Source organism: Granulicella sp. 5B5 (genome assembly GCF_014083945.1).
GTDB lineage: Bacteria > Acidobacteriota > Terriglobia > Terriglobales > Acidobacteriaceae > Granulicella.
Genome location: NZ_CP046444.1, coordinates 2,241,716 through 2,259,390, shown reverse-complemented (window position 1 = coordinate 2,259,390; position 17,675 = coordinate 2,241,716). Strand labels below are relative to the sequence as shown.

14 protein-coding genes and 1 other RNA gene are annotated in these 17,675 nt (G+C 61.8%); 8 read left to right on the top strand and 7 right to left on the bottom strand.

The window, feature by feature from the left end; translation table 11 throughout:
* Window positions 1-3: 3 nt before the first annotated feature.
* Window positions 4-1,047 (bottom strand): MBL fold metallo-hydrolase, encoded by a 1,044-nt coding sequence (locus GOB94_RS09475; protein WP_182275699.1) that lies wholly within the window; start codon window positions 1,045-1,047, stop codon window positions 4-6.
* Between the two features lie 260 nt (window positions 1,048-1,307).
* Here GOB94_RS09475 and GOB94_RS09470 point away from each other — a divergent pair, with 260 nt between their 5' ends.
* Window positions 1,308-1,598, top strand: coding sequence for a hypothetical protein (locus tag GOB94_RS09470; RefSeq protein WP_220464903.1), 291 nt, complete (start codon window positions 1,308-1,310; stop codon window positions 1,596-1,598).
* 546 nt (window positions 1,599-2,144) lie between these two features.
* Window positions 2,145-3,845, top strand: a complete 1,701-nt coding sequence (gene rpoD, locus GOB94_RS09465; protein WP_182275698.1) for an RNA polymerase sigma factor RpoD — start codon at window positions 2,145-2,147, stop codon at window positions 3,843-3,845.
* A 66-nt stretch (window positions 3,846-3,911) separates the two neighbouring features.
* On the opposite strand, the gene GOB94_RS09460 is transcribed toward rpoD, so the two are convergent.
* The 3 genes from GOB94_RS09460 to GOB94_RS09450 all read right to left on the bottom strand — a co-directional run bounded on the left by GOB94_RS09460 (window position 3,912) and on the right by GOB94_RS09450 (window position 8,186).
* Complete coding sequence (locus tag GOB94_RS09460; RefSeq protein ID WP_220464902.1) at window positions 3,912-5,843, bottom strand: pyrroloquinoline quinone-dependent dehydrogenase; 1,932 nt, start codon at window positions 5,841-5,843, stop codon at window positions 3,912-3,914.
* 82 nt (window positions 5,844-5,925) lie between these two features.
* On the bottom strand, window positions 5,926-6,963 hold the full coding sequence (locus GOB94_RS09455; RefSeq protein ID WP_182275696.1) for an alpha/beta hydrolase fold domain-containing protein: 1,038 nt from the start codon (window positions 6,961-6,963) through the stop codon (window positions 5,926-5,928).
* A 110-nt stretch (window positions 6,964-7,073) separates the two neighbouring features.
* Window positions 7,074-8,186, bottom strand: a complete 1,113-nt coding sequence (locus GOB94_RS09450) for a Rieske 2Fe-2S domain-containing protein (protein WP_255484409.1) — start codon at window positions 8,184-8,186, stop codon at window positions 7,074-7,076.
* Between the two features lie 113 nt (window positions 8,187-8,299).
* Between GOB94_RS09450 and GOB94_RS09445 the strand changes: the two genes are divergently transcribed.
* Genes GOB94_RS09445 through GOB94_RS09435 form a run of 3 tightly spaced genes read left to right on the top strand, consistent with a single transcriptional unit; the run spans window position 8,300 to window position 12,483 of the window.
* Window positions 8,300-10,564, top strand: a complete 2,265-nt coding sequence (locus GOB94_RS09445) for a phospholipid carrier-dependent glycosyltransferase (protein WP_182275694.1) — start codon at window positions 8,300-8,302, stop codon at window positions 10,562-10,564.
* 33 nt (window positions 10,565-10,597) lie between these two features.
* Complete coding sequence (locus tag GOB94_RS09440) at window positions 10,598-11,455, top strand: DUF1003 domain-containing protein (protein ID WP_182275693.1); 858 nt, start codon at window positions 10,598-10,600, stop codon at window positions 11,453-11,455.
* A 47-nt stretch (window positions 11,456-11,502) separates the two neighbouring features.
* Entirely contained in the window at window positions 11,503-12,483 is a 981-nt protein-coding gene (locus tag GOB94_RS09435) for a zinc-dependent alcohol dehydrogenase family protein (RefSeq protein ID WP_182275692.1), read from the top strand.
* A 21-nt stretch (window positions 12,484-12,504) separates the two neighbouring features.
* Here the strand turns inward: GOB94_RS09435 and hpnI are convergent, their stop codons facing one another.
* The 3 genes from hpnI to GOB94_RS09420 are packed head-to-tail and all read right to left on the bottom strand — an operon-like array spanning window position 12,505 to window position 16,195.
* The gene (gene hpnI, locus GOB94_RS09430) at window positions 12,505-13,698 is read right to left on the bottom strand and encodes a bacteriohopanetetrol glucosamine biosynthesis glycosyltransferase HpnI (protein ID WP_182275691.1); all 1,194 of its coding nucleotides are present in this window, start codon (window positions 13,696-13,698) and stop codon (window positions 12,505-12,507) included.
* A 13-nt stretch (window positions 13,699-13,711) separates the two neighbouring features.
* Complete coding sequence (locus GOB94_RS09425; protein ID WP_182275690.1) at window positions 13,712-14,959, bottom strand: ABC transporter permease; 1,248 nt, start codon at window positions 14,957-14,959, stop codon at window positions 13,712-13,714.
* Between the two features lie 9 nt (window positions 14,960-14,968).
* Window positions 14,969-16,195, bottom strand: a complete 1,227-nt coding sequence (locus tag GOB94_RS09420) for an ABC transporter permease (protein WP_182275689.1) — start codon at window positions 16,193-16,195, stop codon at window positions 14,969-14,971.
* A gap of 170 nt (window positions 16,196-16,365) precedes the next feature.
* Here GOB94_RS09420 and GOB94_RS09415 point away from each other — a divergent pair, with 170 nt between their 5' ends.
* The 3 genes from GOB94_RS09415 (at window position 16,366) to rnpB (ending at window position 17,589) form a co-directional block, all read left to right on the top strand.
* Window positions 16,366-16,617, top strand: a complete 252-nt coding sequence (locus tag GOB94_RS09415) for an AbrB/MazE/SpoVT family DNA-binding domain-containing protein (protein ID WP_182275688.1) — start codon at window positions 16,366-16,368, stop codon at window positions 16,615-16,617.
* Entirely contained in the window at window positions 16,614-17,033 is a 420-nt protein-coding gene (locus GOB94_RS09410; RefSeq protein WP_182275687.1) for a type II toxin-antitoxin system VapC family toxin, read from the top strand. Before GOB94_RS09415 ends, GOB94_RS09410 begins: the two co-directional genes overlap by 4 nt.
* Before the next feature lie 131 nt (window positions 17,034-17,164).
* An RNA gene (gene rnpB, locus GOB94_RS09405) (RNase P RNA component class A) lies at window positions 17,165-17,589 on the top strand.
* Window positions 17,590-17,675 lie beyond the last annotated feature (86 nt).

The window sequence follows — 17,675 nt, the reverse complement described above, 5'->3', positions numbered from 1 at the left end:
GCCTTAAAACGGCCGTGGCGCATTGATGTTCGGCACGCCCGCCGGGAACACCGTCGTCTTCTGGTCAGGGCTCACCCCATTCAGCAGCATGAAGTCCGGTCGCACCAGCATCATCTGCTTGCCCTGCACCTCCTGGGCGCTGCTTAACGCATCCGCCAGCACCGCCGGCTCCATCTGCAGCAGCCGCTCATAGGGCTTGTACGTCGCAAACCGCGGATACGCTTTCCCCGGCACAAACTGCATCTCGATGTGCCCGCCCATCACCCACTTCACCGGGCGCGTCTTGTTCCACTCCACCAGCCTCTGCAGCGACGCCACATAATCGCGATCATTGCTGACGTTCACCTTCCCCGGAAAGATCAAATCCCCTGTAAACAGCAGGTCCGTATACGGGTCATAGAAGCTCACGCCGTCCTTGTGTGTCCCCGGCGTCGGAATCACCTCAATCACCCGATCGCCCAGGTCAATCTTCCCCACACCCGCGGGCCAACTTGCCTCCAGCTTGTAGAACTGCTTCATCGCCGCCAGCGGTTGCGGCGCCAGCGTCGTATTCGGGCGCCCCACAAACTGTGTCAGCCCCTGGTTCTGCGCCATGTCCTCACCGGAGGTCATCACCACCGTCAGCGGCACGTCCTTCCTCCCGCGGATCGCACACCACCGGCTCACAATCGCATCCACCGTCACTCGTAGCGGATACCACTTAGCCTCAGCTGTCGCGCCCGTATCGATCAGCAGCGCACCCCGGTTCCCGAACAGCAGGTATGTGAACGGCGCCTCCCAGTGCACACACACGTTCTCGCGCATCAGGTACGTGTCCTCGTTGTACTGCATCACCTGCACTCGGGGGTCGCGGTTCTTTGCCGCAATGCTCGACCCATAGATCCACCGAAACGGGATGTTCCCCGCCGCCGGCCCCTCGCAGGTATAGGTGTGCACCACCTCGCCTTTTCGGTGCAGCGGAAGGCAGGAGTCCGTATTCTTCGCGCCTACCGGGTTCAGCGGAGCATTGGGGTCGCCATTCGGATACCTCGACCCGGTCGCCGACATCGGGTTTCCCTGCAAAGCAGGTACATAGCTGGACTGATCCACACTTTCACCTCGGGCATCTGGATTTTTCGGGGCTGTTGCTAGCGACTATATAAAATCCGCTCGCCATCTCCAGGCCGAAATAACGGATCGTTATCGTCGCCATCACCTCATGCGGCGTAAAGCCCGCCGTCTTGACGCCATAGTCCCCGTGCGGCCACTCCTCCACCCACAGCCCACCATGCGATGATGTCCCCTCGGTATCAGGAACCTCACGCACTATGAACCTACGCCCTCCCGCCCGCCGCGGCTCCGGCATCGCCGCCAAAGCGCTCAGTCCCACCACCACTCCCGGTCACACCAACCCCAACAAGCAGGTCGTCATAGCCGCCACCGGAGCCCCCAGCCCCCTGCGCGACCGCCAGTCCATCTACCACCTCCGCTGCTCCCTCTGCCGCCACGACTACGGCTGCAACGGCATGGACATCAAAGCCCGCCTCTGCCCCAACTGCCAGGGAGGCCAGCCCGGCGAACCCCTCCGCGAACCGGCCACACTTTCCCTCTTCGACTGACCTCGGATATATCGGTAGTGCCATCCCGCATCGTTCGCCCTTCAAAATCTTCGCAGAGCATCCAGGCATGACCACGCCGGCCTAAACCCCAGCAACCCCTTGAACCTCAATGACTTGCCGAAAAATAGAAAGAGCCGGCGAACGCCGGAATCGAAACGGATGTCATTGGTCGGCCTGCCATCGAACCGCACAATCCGCAGCCAACCCGCATCACGCTGGTTCCATGCACGACTGTGTACCCGCAAAGCCACCGGACTTGCATCATTTTCCCGTTCAGACACGTCTAACTGAGTGGTAGACTTGATTTGCTGGAGACTTGCGCCTCCGAGTTGCCGAAGCCTTCCCTGACCCGCTCGAAAGAGCCCGCCATATCGTCTTCCGCCCGCGCCAGCGGCCTTGACCGCACCCCTGGTCCCAGCAACCCGTCACAACCCAGGGATACCTCTACGCCAATCGCGTTCCTTCGCGCCCGCGCAAGGGTCTCGCACGAAAATATTTTCTTGAGGTCGCGCCCCGTCGCGCATGCCTCATTTAGGAGCGCCCACCGTGGCCGAAGAACTCGATAAGTACGAAGAAGATGTAGACCGCATCATTGATACGGGGAAGGAAAAGGGCTATCTCACCTACGGCGAGGTCAACGACCTCCTGCCCGGTGACATCACCTCTCCCGACGAACTCGATGACCTGATGACCACCATCAACACCCAGGGCATCGACGTCCTCGCCGAAGGCCGTCGCGGCAGCGCCGAAGACGCCGAAGAGGGTGAGGAGTCCGACGACGTCGAGCTCGACCTCTCCCCCGGCACCCTCGAAAAGACCAACGACCCCGTCCGCATGTACCTCCGCGAGATGGGCACCGTCCCGCTGCTCACCCGCGAGGGCGAAGTCGAGATAGCCAAGCGTATTGAGCGCGGCCAGATGCGCGTCATGAAGGCCATCTCGCGCTCCACCATCGTCATCCGCGAGATCGTCGCCCTCGGCGAAGACCTCAAGCGCGGCGTCCGCAACATTAAGGAAGTCGTCACCTTCGACGAGGAAGAGCTCACCGAGGAGATCCTCGCCGCTCGCGTCAAAGCCACCGTCTCCCGCACCGACGAGATGGTCAAGCACCTCAAGAAGGCCGCCGACTACCTCGCCAAGTCCGAGGACCCCCAGGGCAAGGACGCCAAGGCCAAGGTCAGGCACACCCGCAAGTACCGCTGGCTCGTGGGCCGCGAGAACGTTTTCGTCTCCCGCATCGTCCGCGAGTTCAAGTACACCAACGGCGAAAAGAAGCGCCTGCTCGACAAGGTCAACAAGACCGTCGACTCCATGCGCACCCTCGAGCGCCAGATCAAATCGCTCGAAGCCAAGTTCGAGGCCTCGCGCTCCGAAGAGCTCAAGAAGGAGTACAAGCGCCAGCAGAAGAACTGCCGCGTCGATCTCGAGCGCGTCGAAGCCGACGCCGGCATCTCCCTCGACGACCTCAAGCGCACCCAGCGCGAGATCATCCAGGGCGATATGGACGCCGAGCGCGCCAAGCGTGAGCTCATCGAAGCCAACCTCCGCCTCGTCGTCTCCATCGCGAAGAAGTATACAAACCGCGGCCTCCAGTTCCTCGACCTCATTCAGGAGGGCAACATCGGCCTCATGAAGGCCGTCGACAAGTTCGAGTACCGCCGCGGCTACAAGTTTTCCACCTACGCCACTTGGTGGATTCGTCAGGCCATCACCCGCGCCATCGCGGACCAGGCCCGCACCATCCGCATCCCGGTGCACATGATCGAGACCATCAACAAGCTCATCCGCACCTCGCGTCAACTGGTGCAGGAGCTCGGTCGCGAAGCCTCCTCCGAAGAGATCGCCCGCCGCATGGACATCCCCGTCGCGAAGGTCCGCAAGGTCCTCAAGATCGCGCAGGAACCCATCTCGCTCGAAACTCCTATCGGTGAAGAAGAAGATTCGCACCTCGGCGACTTCATCGAAGACCGCATGGCCGTCAGCCCGTCCGACGCTGTGATCTCGGTGAACCTGAAGGAGTACACGTCGCAGGTGCTGCGCACGCTGACTCCGCGCGAAGAGCGTGTGATCAAGATGCGCTTCGGCCTCGAAGACGGCTCCGAGCACACGCTGGAAGAGGTCGGGCAATCGTTCCAAGTGACCCGCGAGCGCATCCGCCAGATCGAAGCCAAGGCTCTCCGCAAGCTGCGCCACCCCAGCCGCTCGCGCAAGCTCAAAGCCTTCGTCGACGGCGTCAAGGACATCTAACCCCCTCGTCACTCCAACAGCAAAGGGCACACCCAAGCGGTGTGCCCTTTGTGCTGTTCGTCCGAACTAACGCCTGCCACGCGGCAGTGCGAACGCCACCACCGTATCGCTCTCATCGCTCCTGCCCATTCGGTGCCCGCCCACCGCAATCACTACATACTGCCGTCCACCCGCCATGAACGTCATGGGCGTCGCATTGGCCGTAGCGGGCAGTTTGCCCTTCCAAAGCACGCGGCCATCGGCAACGTCATACGCATACAGGTACGGATCGTTCGTCGATGCCGCAAACAGCAGCCCACCCGCCGTCGCAATCGCGCCACCCACACCCACCGAGCCGCGCACGCCCGGCTTCAACTCCCCATGCGCTACTGACCACATCTGCTTTCCTGTATTCAGATTCGTCGCCACAATCCTTCCATACGGTGCTGGACCACACGGCAAACCATCAGGGCTCACCAGTGCCTTGAGCTGCATGCGATAAGGCGCACCCTGCATCAAACTGCCATCCGGCGACCCCAATCCCAAATCCGGCGGATGGTACTGTGTTGACGGTTGTTCGGGCGCTGTAACCGGCTTTGCGGCGATGAAACTCTGCCAGCGCCGCTCCATGCGTTCCCAGACGGTTCTCTTCACTTGCTTGGGTATCAGTTGCAGCTCAAACGGCAGCGCATTCACTCGCGTATACATCACGCCCGTCTCAGGATCGAACGCCGACGAACCCCAGTTCGGCCCACCCAGCGCCGAAGGAAAGATCAACGACCCTTGCTCCGACGGCGGCGTAAACAGCCCGTGATACTGCAGCTGCTCCATCGCCGTCCTGCAAGAGTTCTTATCCGTCTCCGTCCCGCGCAAATCCGCGGCGGAATAGGTCAACGGAATCAACGGTGGCAAGCTCGAAAACGGTTGCGTCGGCCACGTGCGCTCCCCCGGCACCTTCGACTGCGCCACCGCACGCTCCACAATCGCATGCAGCGGCTCACCCGTCAGCCGGTTGAACACGTAGATCATGCCGGTCTTGTTCGTCACCGCAACCGCAGGCACCGTCCCGCGAAAGTTAAACAGCAGCGGCTGCGATGCTACGTCATAGTCCCAAAGATCGTGATGCACCAACTGAAACGCCCACACTCGTTCGCCCGTCGAAGCCCGCAGCGCCACAATCGAGTCCACATCCCGATTGTCCCCTATCCGCGTCCCACCGTAATAATCCAGCGAGGGGCTGCTCGTCGGAACAAACACCAGATCATGTTCCGCATCCGCGGCCATCAGCGTCCACACATTGCCGCTACCACTCTGCTTCGGATGCTGGTTTGCCGTCCACCGCACTGGTTCCCACGACCACTTCTGGCGCCCCGTCACCGCATCGAACCCACGCACCGCACCCGACGCTGCGAATAGTTGCTGATTGTCTCCAACCGACGAACCCAGCACAATCGTATCGCCCGCCACAATCGGCGGCGACGTGAAGAAATAAAGCTCGGGCCGGGCAATCTCCACACCCTTCGCCAGGTCCACGGTGCCACCGTCACCAAAGCCCGCACACGCTGCACCCGTCGCCGCATCCCGCGCAATCAACCGCCGATCAAGCGTCGCTACCAGCACAACATCACTCCCGCACACACCTTTGTGCGGCCTGCTCGCGTGCCAGAGCGCTACCCCACGCGAGGTAACGATGTACAGGTGCGTGCGCGCTACCTCAGGGTCGTACTTCCATTTCAGCTTTCCCGTGCGCGCGTCGACCGCGAACACCTCATCGAACGGGCTATCGAAATACAGCGTGTCCTTCCACAGCACAGGCGTCGCCTCAAAGGCCGCCGAACTGTTGGCCACTGACTTCTGGCTATCCAGAGCATGTGTATGGAACGTCCAGGCTACCTGCAGTCGATCGACATTCTGCTTATGGATCTCTTTCGCCGCCGAGTACCGCTGCCCCGCGAGATTGCCACCGTACTCCGGCCAGCCCGCAGACTGTCCCGCCTGCATACACATGGGCACCGCCACCACGACACCAAGGACACACAGAGGAAGGGCTCGCATTCTTACAGGAGTATACGTTCAGCCGCTTATTCCTCCTCAACCAGCACTACCGCCCCAGATGCTCGCCTAAAAACTTAGCCATCACCGCATGCGCCTCGCGCGACTCCGGCAGCGACATATCGTTCCAGAACGCATGGGGCAGCGCCTCGAACACCACCAGCTGCACCTCATCCCCTGCCCGCAGATACGCACGGTCCAATATCGTCGTCCCGCTCAGCAGCATATCGCGCGTACTCGTGATGAACAGCGTCGGCGGCAGCCCATGCAGGTCCGCATACAGCGGCGACAGCACCGGGTCCGTCAGGCTCGTCGTCCCCGTATACGCGCGGTCCGTCCCCGGTGCTTGCGGCGGAGCGAGATGCCCCGACAGCCCCTCCAGCGCATACATCGCCGTCGAGTCCCCCACACGGCTGAAGTCGCCCATGCCCGAAAACACACCCGTCACCGCCGGCAGCGGCAGCCCCAACTGCTTCAGCCGCACCGTCACCTCCGCCGTCAAAATCGCACCCGCCGATGTTCCGTAGATGCCGATGTCCTTCGCCTTATGCGTCTTCAGCAGCTCCTTGTACACCGCAACCGCATCGTCCAGCGCCGCCGGATACGGATGCTCCGGTGCCAGCCGATACAGCACCGCAATCACCTTCACACCCGTCAGGTTCGCAATCGGCACACTCTCCGTCAGCGACCCAGAATCCGAGTTGAACCCGCCACCATGCAGGTTAATCAACACCTGATCGCGCTTTCCCGGAGCAACCGTCAAAGGCGTCACCACCCGCACCGGCACACCCGCAATCGTTGCGGATTCCACATGCACCGGATAGATCTTCTCCGCCTGCAGCCCCGCACCCGCCTGCCACTTGTCCGTGCCTGTGCGCCGCTGCTCCAGCGTCTGCGGCACCGCCGCATCGCTTACCACACGCGCCAGCCGCTTCTGCCCCTCCGGGCTGATCGTCTTCGGCACCGGCACTACTCGCGTCACATACGCCGTCCCATCCGGCCCAATCCGGCTGCCGTCCACCTGCTGAGCCCTCGCGCCCACCACCAGCAACCCCGCTACACAAACACTCATCACCACAGCACGCATACCACTCTCCTCTCCAACGCGAGAGAAGTATACCCACCCCCACCACACCTCTGTCCAAATTTGAAGCGCTTCAGTTCATATCTACTCTCTACTGCTCTACTCTCTGCTTTTCAGCTTCTCCAGTGCAGCTCCACCGGCCCACTCAGCGGATGCTCGCCATCGCCCTTCAGCCGTCGCTGCTTCAGCGCGAAGTACCACTTCGCCGGCTTGTCCGCATCGTCGATCAGCATCAGCCCGGGATTCGACCGCAGCCCCCGCGCCTGCTCCACCATCGTCTGCTGGTCCTGCTGCACAAACTTCGCGCCAAAGTACGTCGCAATCGGAGTCACCAGCGGCACCCAGTACGCAATGTTCCACGCCGCAATCACATCAATTCGGCAGCTCGTCGCCGTCACCGGAGTCACCGTCGTCAGCGAAGCAAACCACCGCTTCTTCCCATTCTTCTCCGCCACAATCGTCTCGTAACGCCGATTCGGCAGCACAAAATCAATCGTCGTCACCGGCCGTCCCAGCAGCTTGTACGGTGCGGAGTTCGAGCTCGGCGCATGAGCACTCATCCGAAATCCGTTCTCAATCGCCTCAAACTTCTTAGTCTTCTCATGGATGCTCGCCGCGCTCCGCCACCACCACGCGCGATGCACGAACGGCCCATGCGCCGGGTCCATCAACCCAATGATTCCGTGGTCGACATTGCAAGGCAAATCCGCCGTCAAATGCGCGCTGCGATACCGCCCTGAAAACTTCGGCAGCTCCGGCACCGGCGGCAAATCATCACTCAGCATCACGCGCCCCGCCCCAGCCTCCGGCACATACACCCACGCATACCCATCGCGCTCCGCCACCGGGAACGAGTTCGCATAGATCTTCGTCGGCGCCAAATCATCGAAGCTCGTCAGCGAAGGAATCTCCTCACACCGCCCGCTGCACGGCTCAAACCGCCAGCCATGATACTTGCACTGCACCGTCTCCCCATCGAACCACCCCGCCGACAGCGGAATCCCGCGGTGCGGGCACAGGTCGCGCATCGCAAATAGTGCGCCATCGCTCTTCCGCCCCACCAGCATCGGAATCCCCAGCAGCGTCGTCACCGCCGTCCCGCCGCGCTTCAATCCTTCCGCACGCAGCGCCGGATACCACTCCCCGAAGATCATCTCCGCCGGCGGCCCGCCGGCGCTCTCCAGCTGCACCAGCCCCGCATCGCGTCCGGCCTTCATCGGCTTCATCGTTCCCATACACGCCAAGTCTACCTCGCGCACATACAAACCCGGATAGATGTGTCATCTCGACCGAAGGCCGCAGGCCGTAGCGGAGAGACCTGCATTCCGGATGCTCAAAGATGCACCCCACTACACTAAAGACGATGCCGCAGACACCCACCCGCCCGCGCTCCACGCTCCTCGCCATCGTCCTTCTCTGGCTGGCCTTCTACGCAAGCATCGCGCTCTTCCACCCACCACTCCTCGACGACGCCGACTCCGTCCACCCCGAAGTCGCCCGCGAGATGCTCCTCCGCCACGACTACGTCACCCTCTACGCCAACGGCATCCGCTACCTCGAGAAGGCCCCGCTCTTCTACTGGCTCATGGCCGCCAGCATGAGGCTCTCCATGCTCTTCGGAGCCACCTCCCCACGAGCCCTCGCCGCCGCCGCCCGCATCCCGCTCGCTCTCTCCATGCTCGGCCTCGCGCTCACCGCAGAAGCCCTCGCCCGCCGCATGTTTGGCAGCCTTGAGCAACCGGAGAGAAGCCCGCGCGCCGGCCTCTACACCGCACTCATCCTGCTCTCCAGCTTCGGCATGTTCCTCTTCACCCGCATGCTCATCCCCGACGCGATGGTCTGCCTCTGGATCACCCTCTCCATGTACGCCCTCTGGCGCACCGAAGAACTCGAATGGATCTCATCTACGCAAGGTGTGTACCCTCAGCCTTCATCTACAGCCACAACTCAGGTACCCCGAGGCTTTAGCCTCGGGTCTCATACCGCGCAAACAAATGAGGGACTTCAGCCCATGGGGTATGCCTCGAGCTCGTCGCGCCACCGCTCCCTCTGTTACCTCTTCGCCCTCGCCTGCGCGCTCAACGTCCTCACCAAGGGACTCATCGGCATCGTCTTCCCTGTCGGCATCGCAGTACTCTACTACCTCGCCACGCGCGGCCTCCGCGGCACCCTCACACGCCTCAAGCAGCTCCACCCACTCAGCTCCATCGCTCTCTTCCTCGTCATCGCAACCCCATGGCACATCCTCGCCGGCCTCGCCAACCCCACGCAGGGACACCCCACATCCTTCCACTTCATCTGGAACGCTCATGGCTTCGCGGGCCACTGGATCGTCCCACTCCCCACCGACGGCAACGTACGCGGCTGGTTCTGGTTCTACTTCATGAACGAGCACGTCCTCCGCTACCTCAACCTCCGCGTCCCCCACGACTACGACACCGCCCCCCTCTGGCTCTTCTGGGGCTTGTGCCTCCTCTGGCTCATGCCCTGGTCAGCCTTCCTCTTCAAAGCAGCAGCCTGGGCCACACCGCTGCGCAACTCTGACTGGCGCACCCGCATCCGCACAAAGACCCTCGTGCCCGAACAACGCAGCCTCCTTCTACTCTCCATCTGGGCAGCCTTCGTTCTGCTCTTCTTCGCTCTCTCCTCACGCCAGGAGTACTACGTCCTCCCCGCACTCCCAGCTCTCGCCATCCTCATCGCCGGCTGGCTTGCGCTTTCGTCCCAAACCACTCATTACGAAATCACTACTCGATCCGCAACCGCCACCCATGAAGTGTCATCTCGACCGGAGTCCGCGCTCTTCGCGGACGTAGCGGAGAGCGGGGTCCCCAGCGAGCGTTCTCGGCTCGTTGGGGTGCAGAGACCTGCAGTTGGGACTGACCGCGGCGCCCTCCGCTGCCTCTACACCCCTCTCACCCTCGGCGCCCTCATCTTCTTCGCCAGCCTCTACTTCCTCCTCCACACCCCCGCACCGTCGCCCAACACCGACCTCGCATCTCTCCTCACGCAAAACCCCTCCGACTACGCGCTCTCCCTCGGCCACTTCATGGACCTCACCGGCCCCTCCATCGCCCTCTTCCGAGCCCCGCTCCTCATCGCCGCCTGCGCGCTCTTCCTCGGCCCGCTCTGCGCACTCGCCCTGCGCCTCCGCAACAAGCCGCACCCCGCCAACCTCGCATTAGCCTCCGGCTCCTTCGGCTTCCTCATCTCCGTCCTCTGGGGACTCACCATCTTCTCCCCCGTCCTCACCAGCGCGCACCTCGCCAACGCCATCCGGCCGCAGCTGCAGCCGCAGGACCTCGTCTGCATCCACGGCGAGTACGAAGCGGGGAGCACATTGGGCTTCTACCTTCAGCGCACCAACATCCACATCCTCGAAGGCCGCAGCTCCAATCTCTGGTACGGCAGCTTCTTCACCGACGCCCCAAAAATCTTCGAGACCCCCGCATCCATTGCACAAAAGTGGAATGGCAAGCAGCGTATCTTCATGTGGCAGTCGCTCACCGATCCTCCCAACCAGTTGCCCCGTCTCCCGGGCCCGGTTTACATTCTCGTGAAAAACGGTGGCAAAGAGATCGTCAGCAACCAGCCAAACCACTAATCTGTACCTAGCCTCTTCTACTGTCTGCCTCTTATGCCTTGCAAAGTCGACGAACTCAGCCAAGTCCCGCTCTTCTCTCTCCTCGACGCCGACGAGCTCGCCGTGCTCTCGCAGCAGGTCGAGCTGCGCTCCTTCACCGCCAAGCAGCGCATCTACAAAGCCGGCGACCCCAACGGCCCCGCCTACGTCATGCTTGAAGGCGAAGTCTCCGTCACCCTCCTCGACGAGGACGGCCAGGAGGTCATCTTCTCCGAGCCCAAACACGGCGACCTCTTCGGCTTCGCCTCCATGCTGCAAGGGCTGCCGCATCACACCACCGCCATCGCCCTTGAACCCACCACCTGCATCGAGATCGACCGCAACGACATCAGCGTCCTCATGAACGCCAAGCCCCAGGCCGGTCTCGACATGCTTACCGTCCTCGCCGGCGAGATCCACAACGCACAAAAAGTTATCTCCGGCCGCGCCTACCGCAACCCCAACGAGATCATCGACGAGCAGGAGACCTTCGGCGAGCGCATCGCAGACATGGTCGCCAGCTTCGGCGGCTCCTGGACCTTCATCATCTTCTTCGCCGTCGCGCTCACCTCGTACACCATCCTCAGCAACATCCGTGGCAACAAGAGCTGGGACCCCTACCCCTACATTCTGCTCAACCTCTTCCTCTCCATGCTCGCCGCTATCCAGGCGCCGGTCATCATGATGAGCCAGAACCGTCAGGACAAAAAAGACCGCGTCCGCTCCGAACTCGACTTCGATGTCAACCGCCGTGCAGAAGCCGAGATCCAGGCCCTCAGCCGCAAGCTCCACTACCTCTCCGACCTCGTCGCCGACATCCACGACCACGTCCAACCCACCACCATCCGCACCCCCGACGACCTGCAAAGCTGACGGGCCTCTTGCTCCCTCTGTACAAATCCCGATAGCTTAGAGGGACCATGCGCTCCTATATCGTCCATGAGCCGAACGGCCCTTTTATCGAATCCGACTCTCCCCGGCCAATTCTCACTTCCAAGCAAGTCCTGGTTCGCATTTATGCAAGCGGCGTAAACCCGCTCGATACGAAAATTCGCGCCGCGAAGGCCGCCCATGCCGAGCAGCCACTGCCGAACATCCTCGGCCTGGATATGGCCGGCACCATCGAAGAGGTGGGTGACGATGTCTCGCAGTTTCACCGCGGGGACGATGTCTACGGCATGGTCGGCGGAGTTGGCAACCATCAGGGAACCCTCGCCGAATACATCGCTGTCGACGCAAGCCTTATCGCGCACAAGCCCAGCGTTCTCTCGATGCGCGAAGCAGCCGCATTGCCGCTCTCGGTCCTCACAGCGTGGGAAGGCCTCGTGGATCGAGCGCACGTGACCGAAGGCCAGCAGGTCCTCATTCACGCAGGAGCAGGCGGCATCGGCCACGTCGCCGTTCAGCTGGCCCGCGCCTTCGGTGCACATGTCTACGCCACAACCTCAGCCGGCAAATTCGATATCGTTCGAGGCTTCGGAGCTACACCCATCGATTACGCGGTCGAGCCCGTCGAAGAGTATGTTGCGAAGTACACCCAGGGACGCGGATTCGACATCGTCTACGACACCGTTGGCGGCGCAACGCTGGATGCCTCCTTCAAAGCCGTGAAGCGTTATACAGGCCACGCCGTAAGCTGCCTGGGCTGGGGGACACACGCCCTGGCTCCGCTATCGTTCCGTGGAGCCAACTACTCAGGCGTCTTCACCCTGCTGCCTCTCCTCACCGGACAAGGGACAGCGCACCACGGAGAGATCCTCGCCGAAGCAAGCAAATTGGTGGAGGCAGGAAAGCTGAAACCTCTATTGAATGAACGGTGCTTCTCGCCGCAAGAGATCGCCGAAGCACACGCTATCGTGGCCTCAGGTGCCAACGGCAAGGTTGTCATTGAGATGTCATAAAAACCTGCCGCTCTACCTCGGCTACATCTGCACCGGCTCCAGCCGCCCATCCTTCAGCCTGAACCGCTGCCCGCGCCATACCACCTCATCGCTCGCATAGCTCCACACCCAGAAGAACAGCGCGAAGCAATCGCGCAGGGGCAGCAGCCAGGCGAAGCGCACCACCTGCACATCATTCAGCACACCTACACCCACCGTCAGCGCCACCGCATAGCGCACCAGCAGAGCCAGGCTCAACAGGCTCACACTCCACAACGAGCCCGCACTCGCAATCACCGCCATCAGCGACCACGGCACCATGTACGTCACACCCAGCCCCAGGTACCCAGCTTTGCGCGAGTCCCTCACCCCGCGCGACCACCTTAGCTGGTGCTCGCAAAACCCGCGCAGCGAGTACGCCGGCACGCTCGTCTCCACCACCTCCGCAATCAGCTCCACGCGATAGCCCGCCGCGCTCAGCCGCGCACCCAGCTCATAGTCATCGGCCAGCTCATCCACCAGCGACTCGAACCCGCCGATCGCCGCCAACGCACTCTTCGTCGTCGCCAACGTCGACCCCAGTCCAAACTTCACGCCGCCTTCCAGCTTCCGAGCCGTCAGCACACCCGCCATAAACTCCGTCGCAATCCCCAGCGACTCCAGCTTCGACCACAGCCCACCCAGCGCCCTCCCCACATACGGCAGCGTCACCAGCCCCACACGCTTGTCATCACTCGAAAACGCAAACGGCGTCATCACCCGCTGCAGATACTCCGGCGCCACGCGGATATCGCTGTCATTCACCACCAGGTACTCATGCCGCGCCTGCGGAGCCATCTGCGCCAGGTTCGACACCTTCCCATTCGCCCCCAGCACCTCCGGGCACTCCACCAGCCGAATGTCCGCCTTCGGATACTCAACCCGCAGCCGCGCAATCTCCGCCACCGCCGGATCATCCAGCGAGCTCACGCCAAACAGCAGCTCCACCTCGCCCGGATACGACAGCCGGCAGTGGCTCACCAACCCCGCATACATCCGCGCATCCACACCCTTCATCGGTTTCAGCACAGTCACGCCCGGCCACTGTTCCGGCTCACTCACCAGCCGGCGAGCACGCTTCACATCGCGCTCAAACGCCCGCGCAGCCCACAGCGCAATCAACCCATAGGCCATGCCACAAACTGCCAACAACGCAGCCGCGCCCTCCACCCAAATGGCGACAGTATTCACACTCATCAGTGTAGCCGCGCTACTCGTACCGCAGTGCCTCGATGGGATTCAAACTCGCCGCCTTGTACGCCGGATAAATCCCAAAGATCAACCCAATCGCACACGAGCACAAAAACGCCGCCAGCACCCACAGCACACTCATCGAGCTCGAGATCAGAAAACTCAGCGCCAGCGCAAACAGCGACCCCAGCGCAATCCCGATCACGCCGCCCACCGCGCACAGCACCACCGCCTCCACCGTGAACTGCAGCAGAATCGTCTTCTTCGTCGCGCCGATCGCCTTTCTCACACCGATCTCGCGCGTCCGTTCCGTCACGCTCACCAGCATGATGTTCATCACGCCCACGCCGCCCACCATCAGGCCCACGGCGCTCAGGCCGAACATCAGCGCAAACAGCGCGCCCGTCAGCTGGTTCCACAGCCGCGTGATCGAGTCCGACCCGAAGATTGCAAAATTGTCCGGCTTCTCATTGCGCACCTTGCGCCGCCGCCGCAACAGCTCGCGGATCTCGTCGGTCACTAGCTCTTTGTTCTTCTGGTCGTCGTACTTCGCAGCGATCCAGTAGTCGAGAATCTCCGGATGCAGCTTATGAAACGTCGACAGCGGAAAGAACGCATAGCTGTCCGCCGGGTTCTTGCCGCCACCGAACGCCGTCTTCTGCTTCGCCAGCACCCCAATCACCGTAAACGTGCGCCCGTCGATAATCACCGGCTGCCCCAGCGGGTCCACACCTGCAAACAGGCTCGTCGCCAGGTCATGCCCAATCACCGTCACATCGGCCGCGCGCTCGGACTCGGTGTCGGTAAAGTAGCGGCCTTCGGTGATCTCCTTGTCGTACACCACCGCGTTCTGCGGCGTGTCGCCTTCCAGCGACACGTTGTCCACCTTCCGCCGCCCGAACTTCGCCACCACCGACCCTGCATTGAACTGGTAGTTCGTATACTGTAGCGCTGCATCCGAGGCCACCACATGCGGCAGCTCGCGGACCGCAAGCATGTCATCGAACGTCAACTGCTTCCGCGCCAGCATCTCTGCCGTCGGCTGCACCCCAATCACCGGAAACCGGAACACCCACAGCACATTCGTCCCAAACGACGACACCAGGTTCGACACCGACGCATTCAACCCATTGATCACCGACGAGATCGTAATCACCGTCATCACGCCAATCACAATCCCCAGGATCGTCAGCGCCGACCGCATCTTGTTCGCGCGCAGCGTATCGATCGCCATCTTGATCGACTCGCGTTGATCAACCGCCTTCATCGCCATCGCTCAAAACTCCGATCTCAGCGCAACGATTGGGTCCAACGCCGCAGCCTTGCGAGCAGGGTAAACCCCAAAAAATACGCCGACACCCAACGCCACGAACAGCCCAACCAGCACGCTCCACAACGCTACCGTCGCCGGAAACCCCACCGCCGCCGACACGCCCAGCGCCGCGCCAATCCCCAGCGCCACACCAAACACGCCGCCAATCAACGACAGCGTCGCCGACTCCATCAGAAACTGCAGCAACAAATCAGCCTGCTTCGCGCCCAGCGCCTTCCGCACGCCGATCTCGCGCGTCCGCTCCGTCACGCTCACCAGCATGATGTTCATAATCACCACGCCGCCCACCACCAGCGAGATCGCCGCAATCGCAATCGCCACCGCGCCAATGCTGTTGCTGATCTGCGCAAACAACCCCGCCAGCGCGTCGCTCGTCTCCAGCGTAAAGCTGTCCTCTTCGCCCGGCCTGTCATGCCGAAGCTCGCGCATCAGCAACCGTGCCTGGTCGCTCGCCGCCTCCATCGCATCCGCGCCGCTCGGGGCCTTCGCATAAATCGTCAGCGTCTTCGCCGCCCCATACGTCTTCTGGAACGTCGTCAGCGGCACCCCCACCCAGTTGTCCTGGCTCTGCCCCAGCGTCTTGCCCTGCTTCTCACCCAGCCCGATGATCGTGTACGGCACGCCGTCCACCCGGATCTCCTTGCCCATCGGGTCTTCGAACTTCAGCAGGTTCTCGTAGATGTCATACCCGATCAGTGCCACATGCGCGCCATGCTGATCGTCAGCCGGCGTAAAGCTCCGCCCTTCGATGATGTTCAGGTTCTGCATCTCCGGCATCTCCGACGTATACCCGCGGATCTGCGTCCCTGTACTCAGCTGCGCCTTGTACTTCACCGACCCTGCCGTCGACTGCAGCGCGCCCACCTGCTTGCACTCCGTGCACTCCTGCTGCAGCGTCTTGTACTGGTCCATCGAGATGATCTTGCGCTTCTGGTACTTGACATACTCCTTGTAGCTCGTCGTGAACGCAGGCTGCTGCGAGATCGTGAAAACGTCCGCACCCTGGTTGTTGATCTTGTTCGCCACATACGAGTTCGCGCCATTGATCAGCGTCACCACCGCGATCAAGCTCCCCACCGCGATAATCACCCCAAGCATCGTCAGCACGCTGCGCAGCTTGTTCGCCCACAGCGACTGCAACGCAATCATCAGTGCCTCTTTTTTCTCCATCTGGGGGCTCCAGCTTCAGTCTACGCTGGCAGCCTGCCGCGAGTTCCATCACCGTGCCCAGCGACGCCTTAATGGCCTCGACAACACTCAAGTGAGAGCGAACGATGCCGACTTTCCTTGCAGTTTCTCCTGAAAAAGAGCTATTCTTTACTTGAATCGCGGAGGTAAAGATGCCGCCATCCAGCACCATCAGCAGCAAAGGCCAGGTCACTATCCCCATCGAGGTACGCAAGCGATTGGGTGTCCACAGTGGTGATCGTGTCGAGTTCATAGAAAAAGACGGCGCGACGGTTGTGCAGCCCGCACACCCGGAAGAAAACCCCTTTGCAAAATGGGTTGGCGTCGCCCCGTACTTCAAGAATGTCGAAGAAATCAATGCTTGGGTCGCAGATATGCGCGATGACGATGTGCCCTACGAATGAGGACCGCACTCGATACGAACATCCTGTCCGCTATCTGGACGGGCGAACTGGCAGCACCTCGCATCCTTAGTGGCCTAACCAAGGCCAGCCAGGAAGGTGCACTTGTTATCTCTCCCGCCGTATACGCCGAATCCTTGGCTCATCCAGCATTTTCAGAGTCCAAAGTGCATGAATTTTTAGCCGACACAGGCATCCGTGTTGACTGGAACTTGCCTGAGCAAGTTTGGACACTGGCCGGCTTGCGCTACGCTGCTTATGCCAGGCGACGTCGCAAGTCGGCCGGAGATCAACCTCGACGCATTCTCGCCGACTTCCTGATAGGCGCTCATGCACTGCTAAGGGCTGATCGCCTCATGACAACCGACACAGAACGTTTTAGCCGCGACTTCCCCGAGCTCAACCTCTACCCACTCTAGCCACCTACCGCCCCACGCCCGCCATCTCCACCAGCACCTGCATCCGAGGTCGCAGCACCGGCACCACTCTCGGGCCGGGTCCGCTGAAAATCCCCCATCGGCCAATCCCCGCTGCTACACTGAACTCAAGTGCAGGCGGCCGGACGATCGCTGCCAGACCCGAGCCTCGGCAAGGGAATGGGGGAGGAAAGTCCGAACTCCGCAGGGCAGTGTGCCGGATAACGTCCGGGATGCGCGCTTCAAGGCGCGTAGACGGCCAGTGCAACAGAAAATAGACCGCCTTCTCGCAAGAGACGGTAAGGGTGAAACGGTGGGGTAAGAGCCCACCGCGTTGGTGGTAACACCAACGGCACGGTAAACCCCACACGGAGCAAGACCAAATAGGCAGGGAGAGCGCCGCAACCACTTCTGCGGCGAGCGCGCGACGGCCCGTCACGCCCAGGATAGTGGAGCTTGTACCGAAACCTGCGGGTAGGTTGCTGGAGCCATGCCGTAAGGCATGGCCTAGAGGAATGATCGTCTAAAACAGAATTCGGCTTACGGGCCGCCTGCACAATTTAACCTCCTCCCCATGTGGGCCAGTATCCCTGGCGGATTCTGCCCACCACCAACACCCTCGAAACCGGCAAGATCGCGGCAACA

Bases quoted from the DNA above. Each gene is read 5' to 3' on its own strand.
- GOB94_RS09425 (WP_182275690.1), bottom strand. From the start codon at position 14,959: ATGAAGGCGGTTGATCAACGCGAGTCGATCAAGATGGCGATCGATACG.
- GOB94_RS09440 (WP_182275693.1), top strand. From the start codon at position 10,598: ATGCCTTGCAAAGTCGACGAACTCAGCCAAGTCCCGCTCTTCTCTCTC.
- GOB94_RS09470 (WP_220464903.1), top strand. From the start codon at position 1,308: ATGAACCTACGCCCTCCCGCCCGCCGCGGCTCCGGCATCGCCGCCAAA.
- GOB94_RS09415 (WP_182275688.1), top strand. From the start codon at position 16,366: ATGCCGCCATCCAGCACCATCAGCAGCAAAGGCCAGGTCACTATCCCC.
- GOB94_RS09475 (WP_182275699.1), bottom strand. From the start codon at position 1,047: ATGTCGGCGACCGGGTCGAGGTATCCGAATGGCGACCCCAATGCTCCG.
- GOB94_RS09435 (WP_182275692.1), top strand. From the start codon at position 11,503: ATGCGCTCCTATATCGTCCATGAGCCGAACGGCCCTTTTATCGAATCC.
- GOB94_RS09455 (WP_182275696.1), bottom strand. From the start codon at position 6,963: ATGCGTGCTGTGGTGATGAGTGTTTGTGTAGCGGGGTTGCTGGTGGTG.
- GOB94_RS09410 (WP_182275687.1), top strand. From the start codon at position 16,614: ATGAGGACCGCACTCGATACGAACATCCTGTCCGCTATCTGGACGGGC.
- GOB94_RS09420 (WP_182275689.1), bottom strand. From the start codon at position 16,195: ATGGAGAAAAAAGAGGCACTGATGATTGCGTTGCAGTCGCTGTGGGCG.
- GOB94_RS09450 (WP_255484409.1), bottom strand. From the start codon at position 8,186: ATGAAGCCGATGAAGGCCGGACGCGATGCGGGGCTGGTGCAGCTGGAG.
- GOB94_RS09445 (WP_182275694.1), top strand. From the start codon at position 8,300: ATGCACCCCACTACACTAAAGACGATGCCGCAGACACCCACCCGCCCG.
- hpnI (WP_182275691.1), bottom strand. From the start codon at position 13,698: ATGAGTGTGAATACTGTCGCCATTTGGGTGGAGGGCGCGGCTGCGTTG.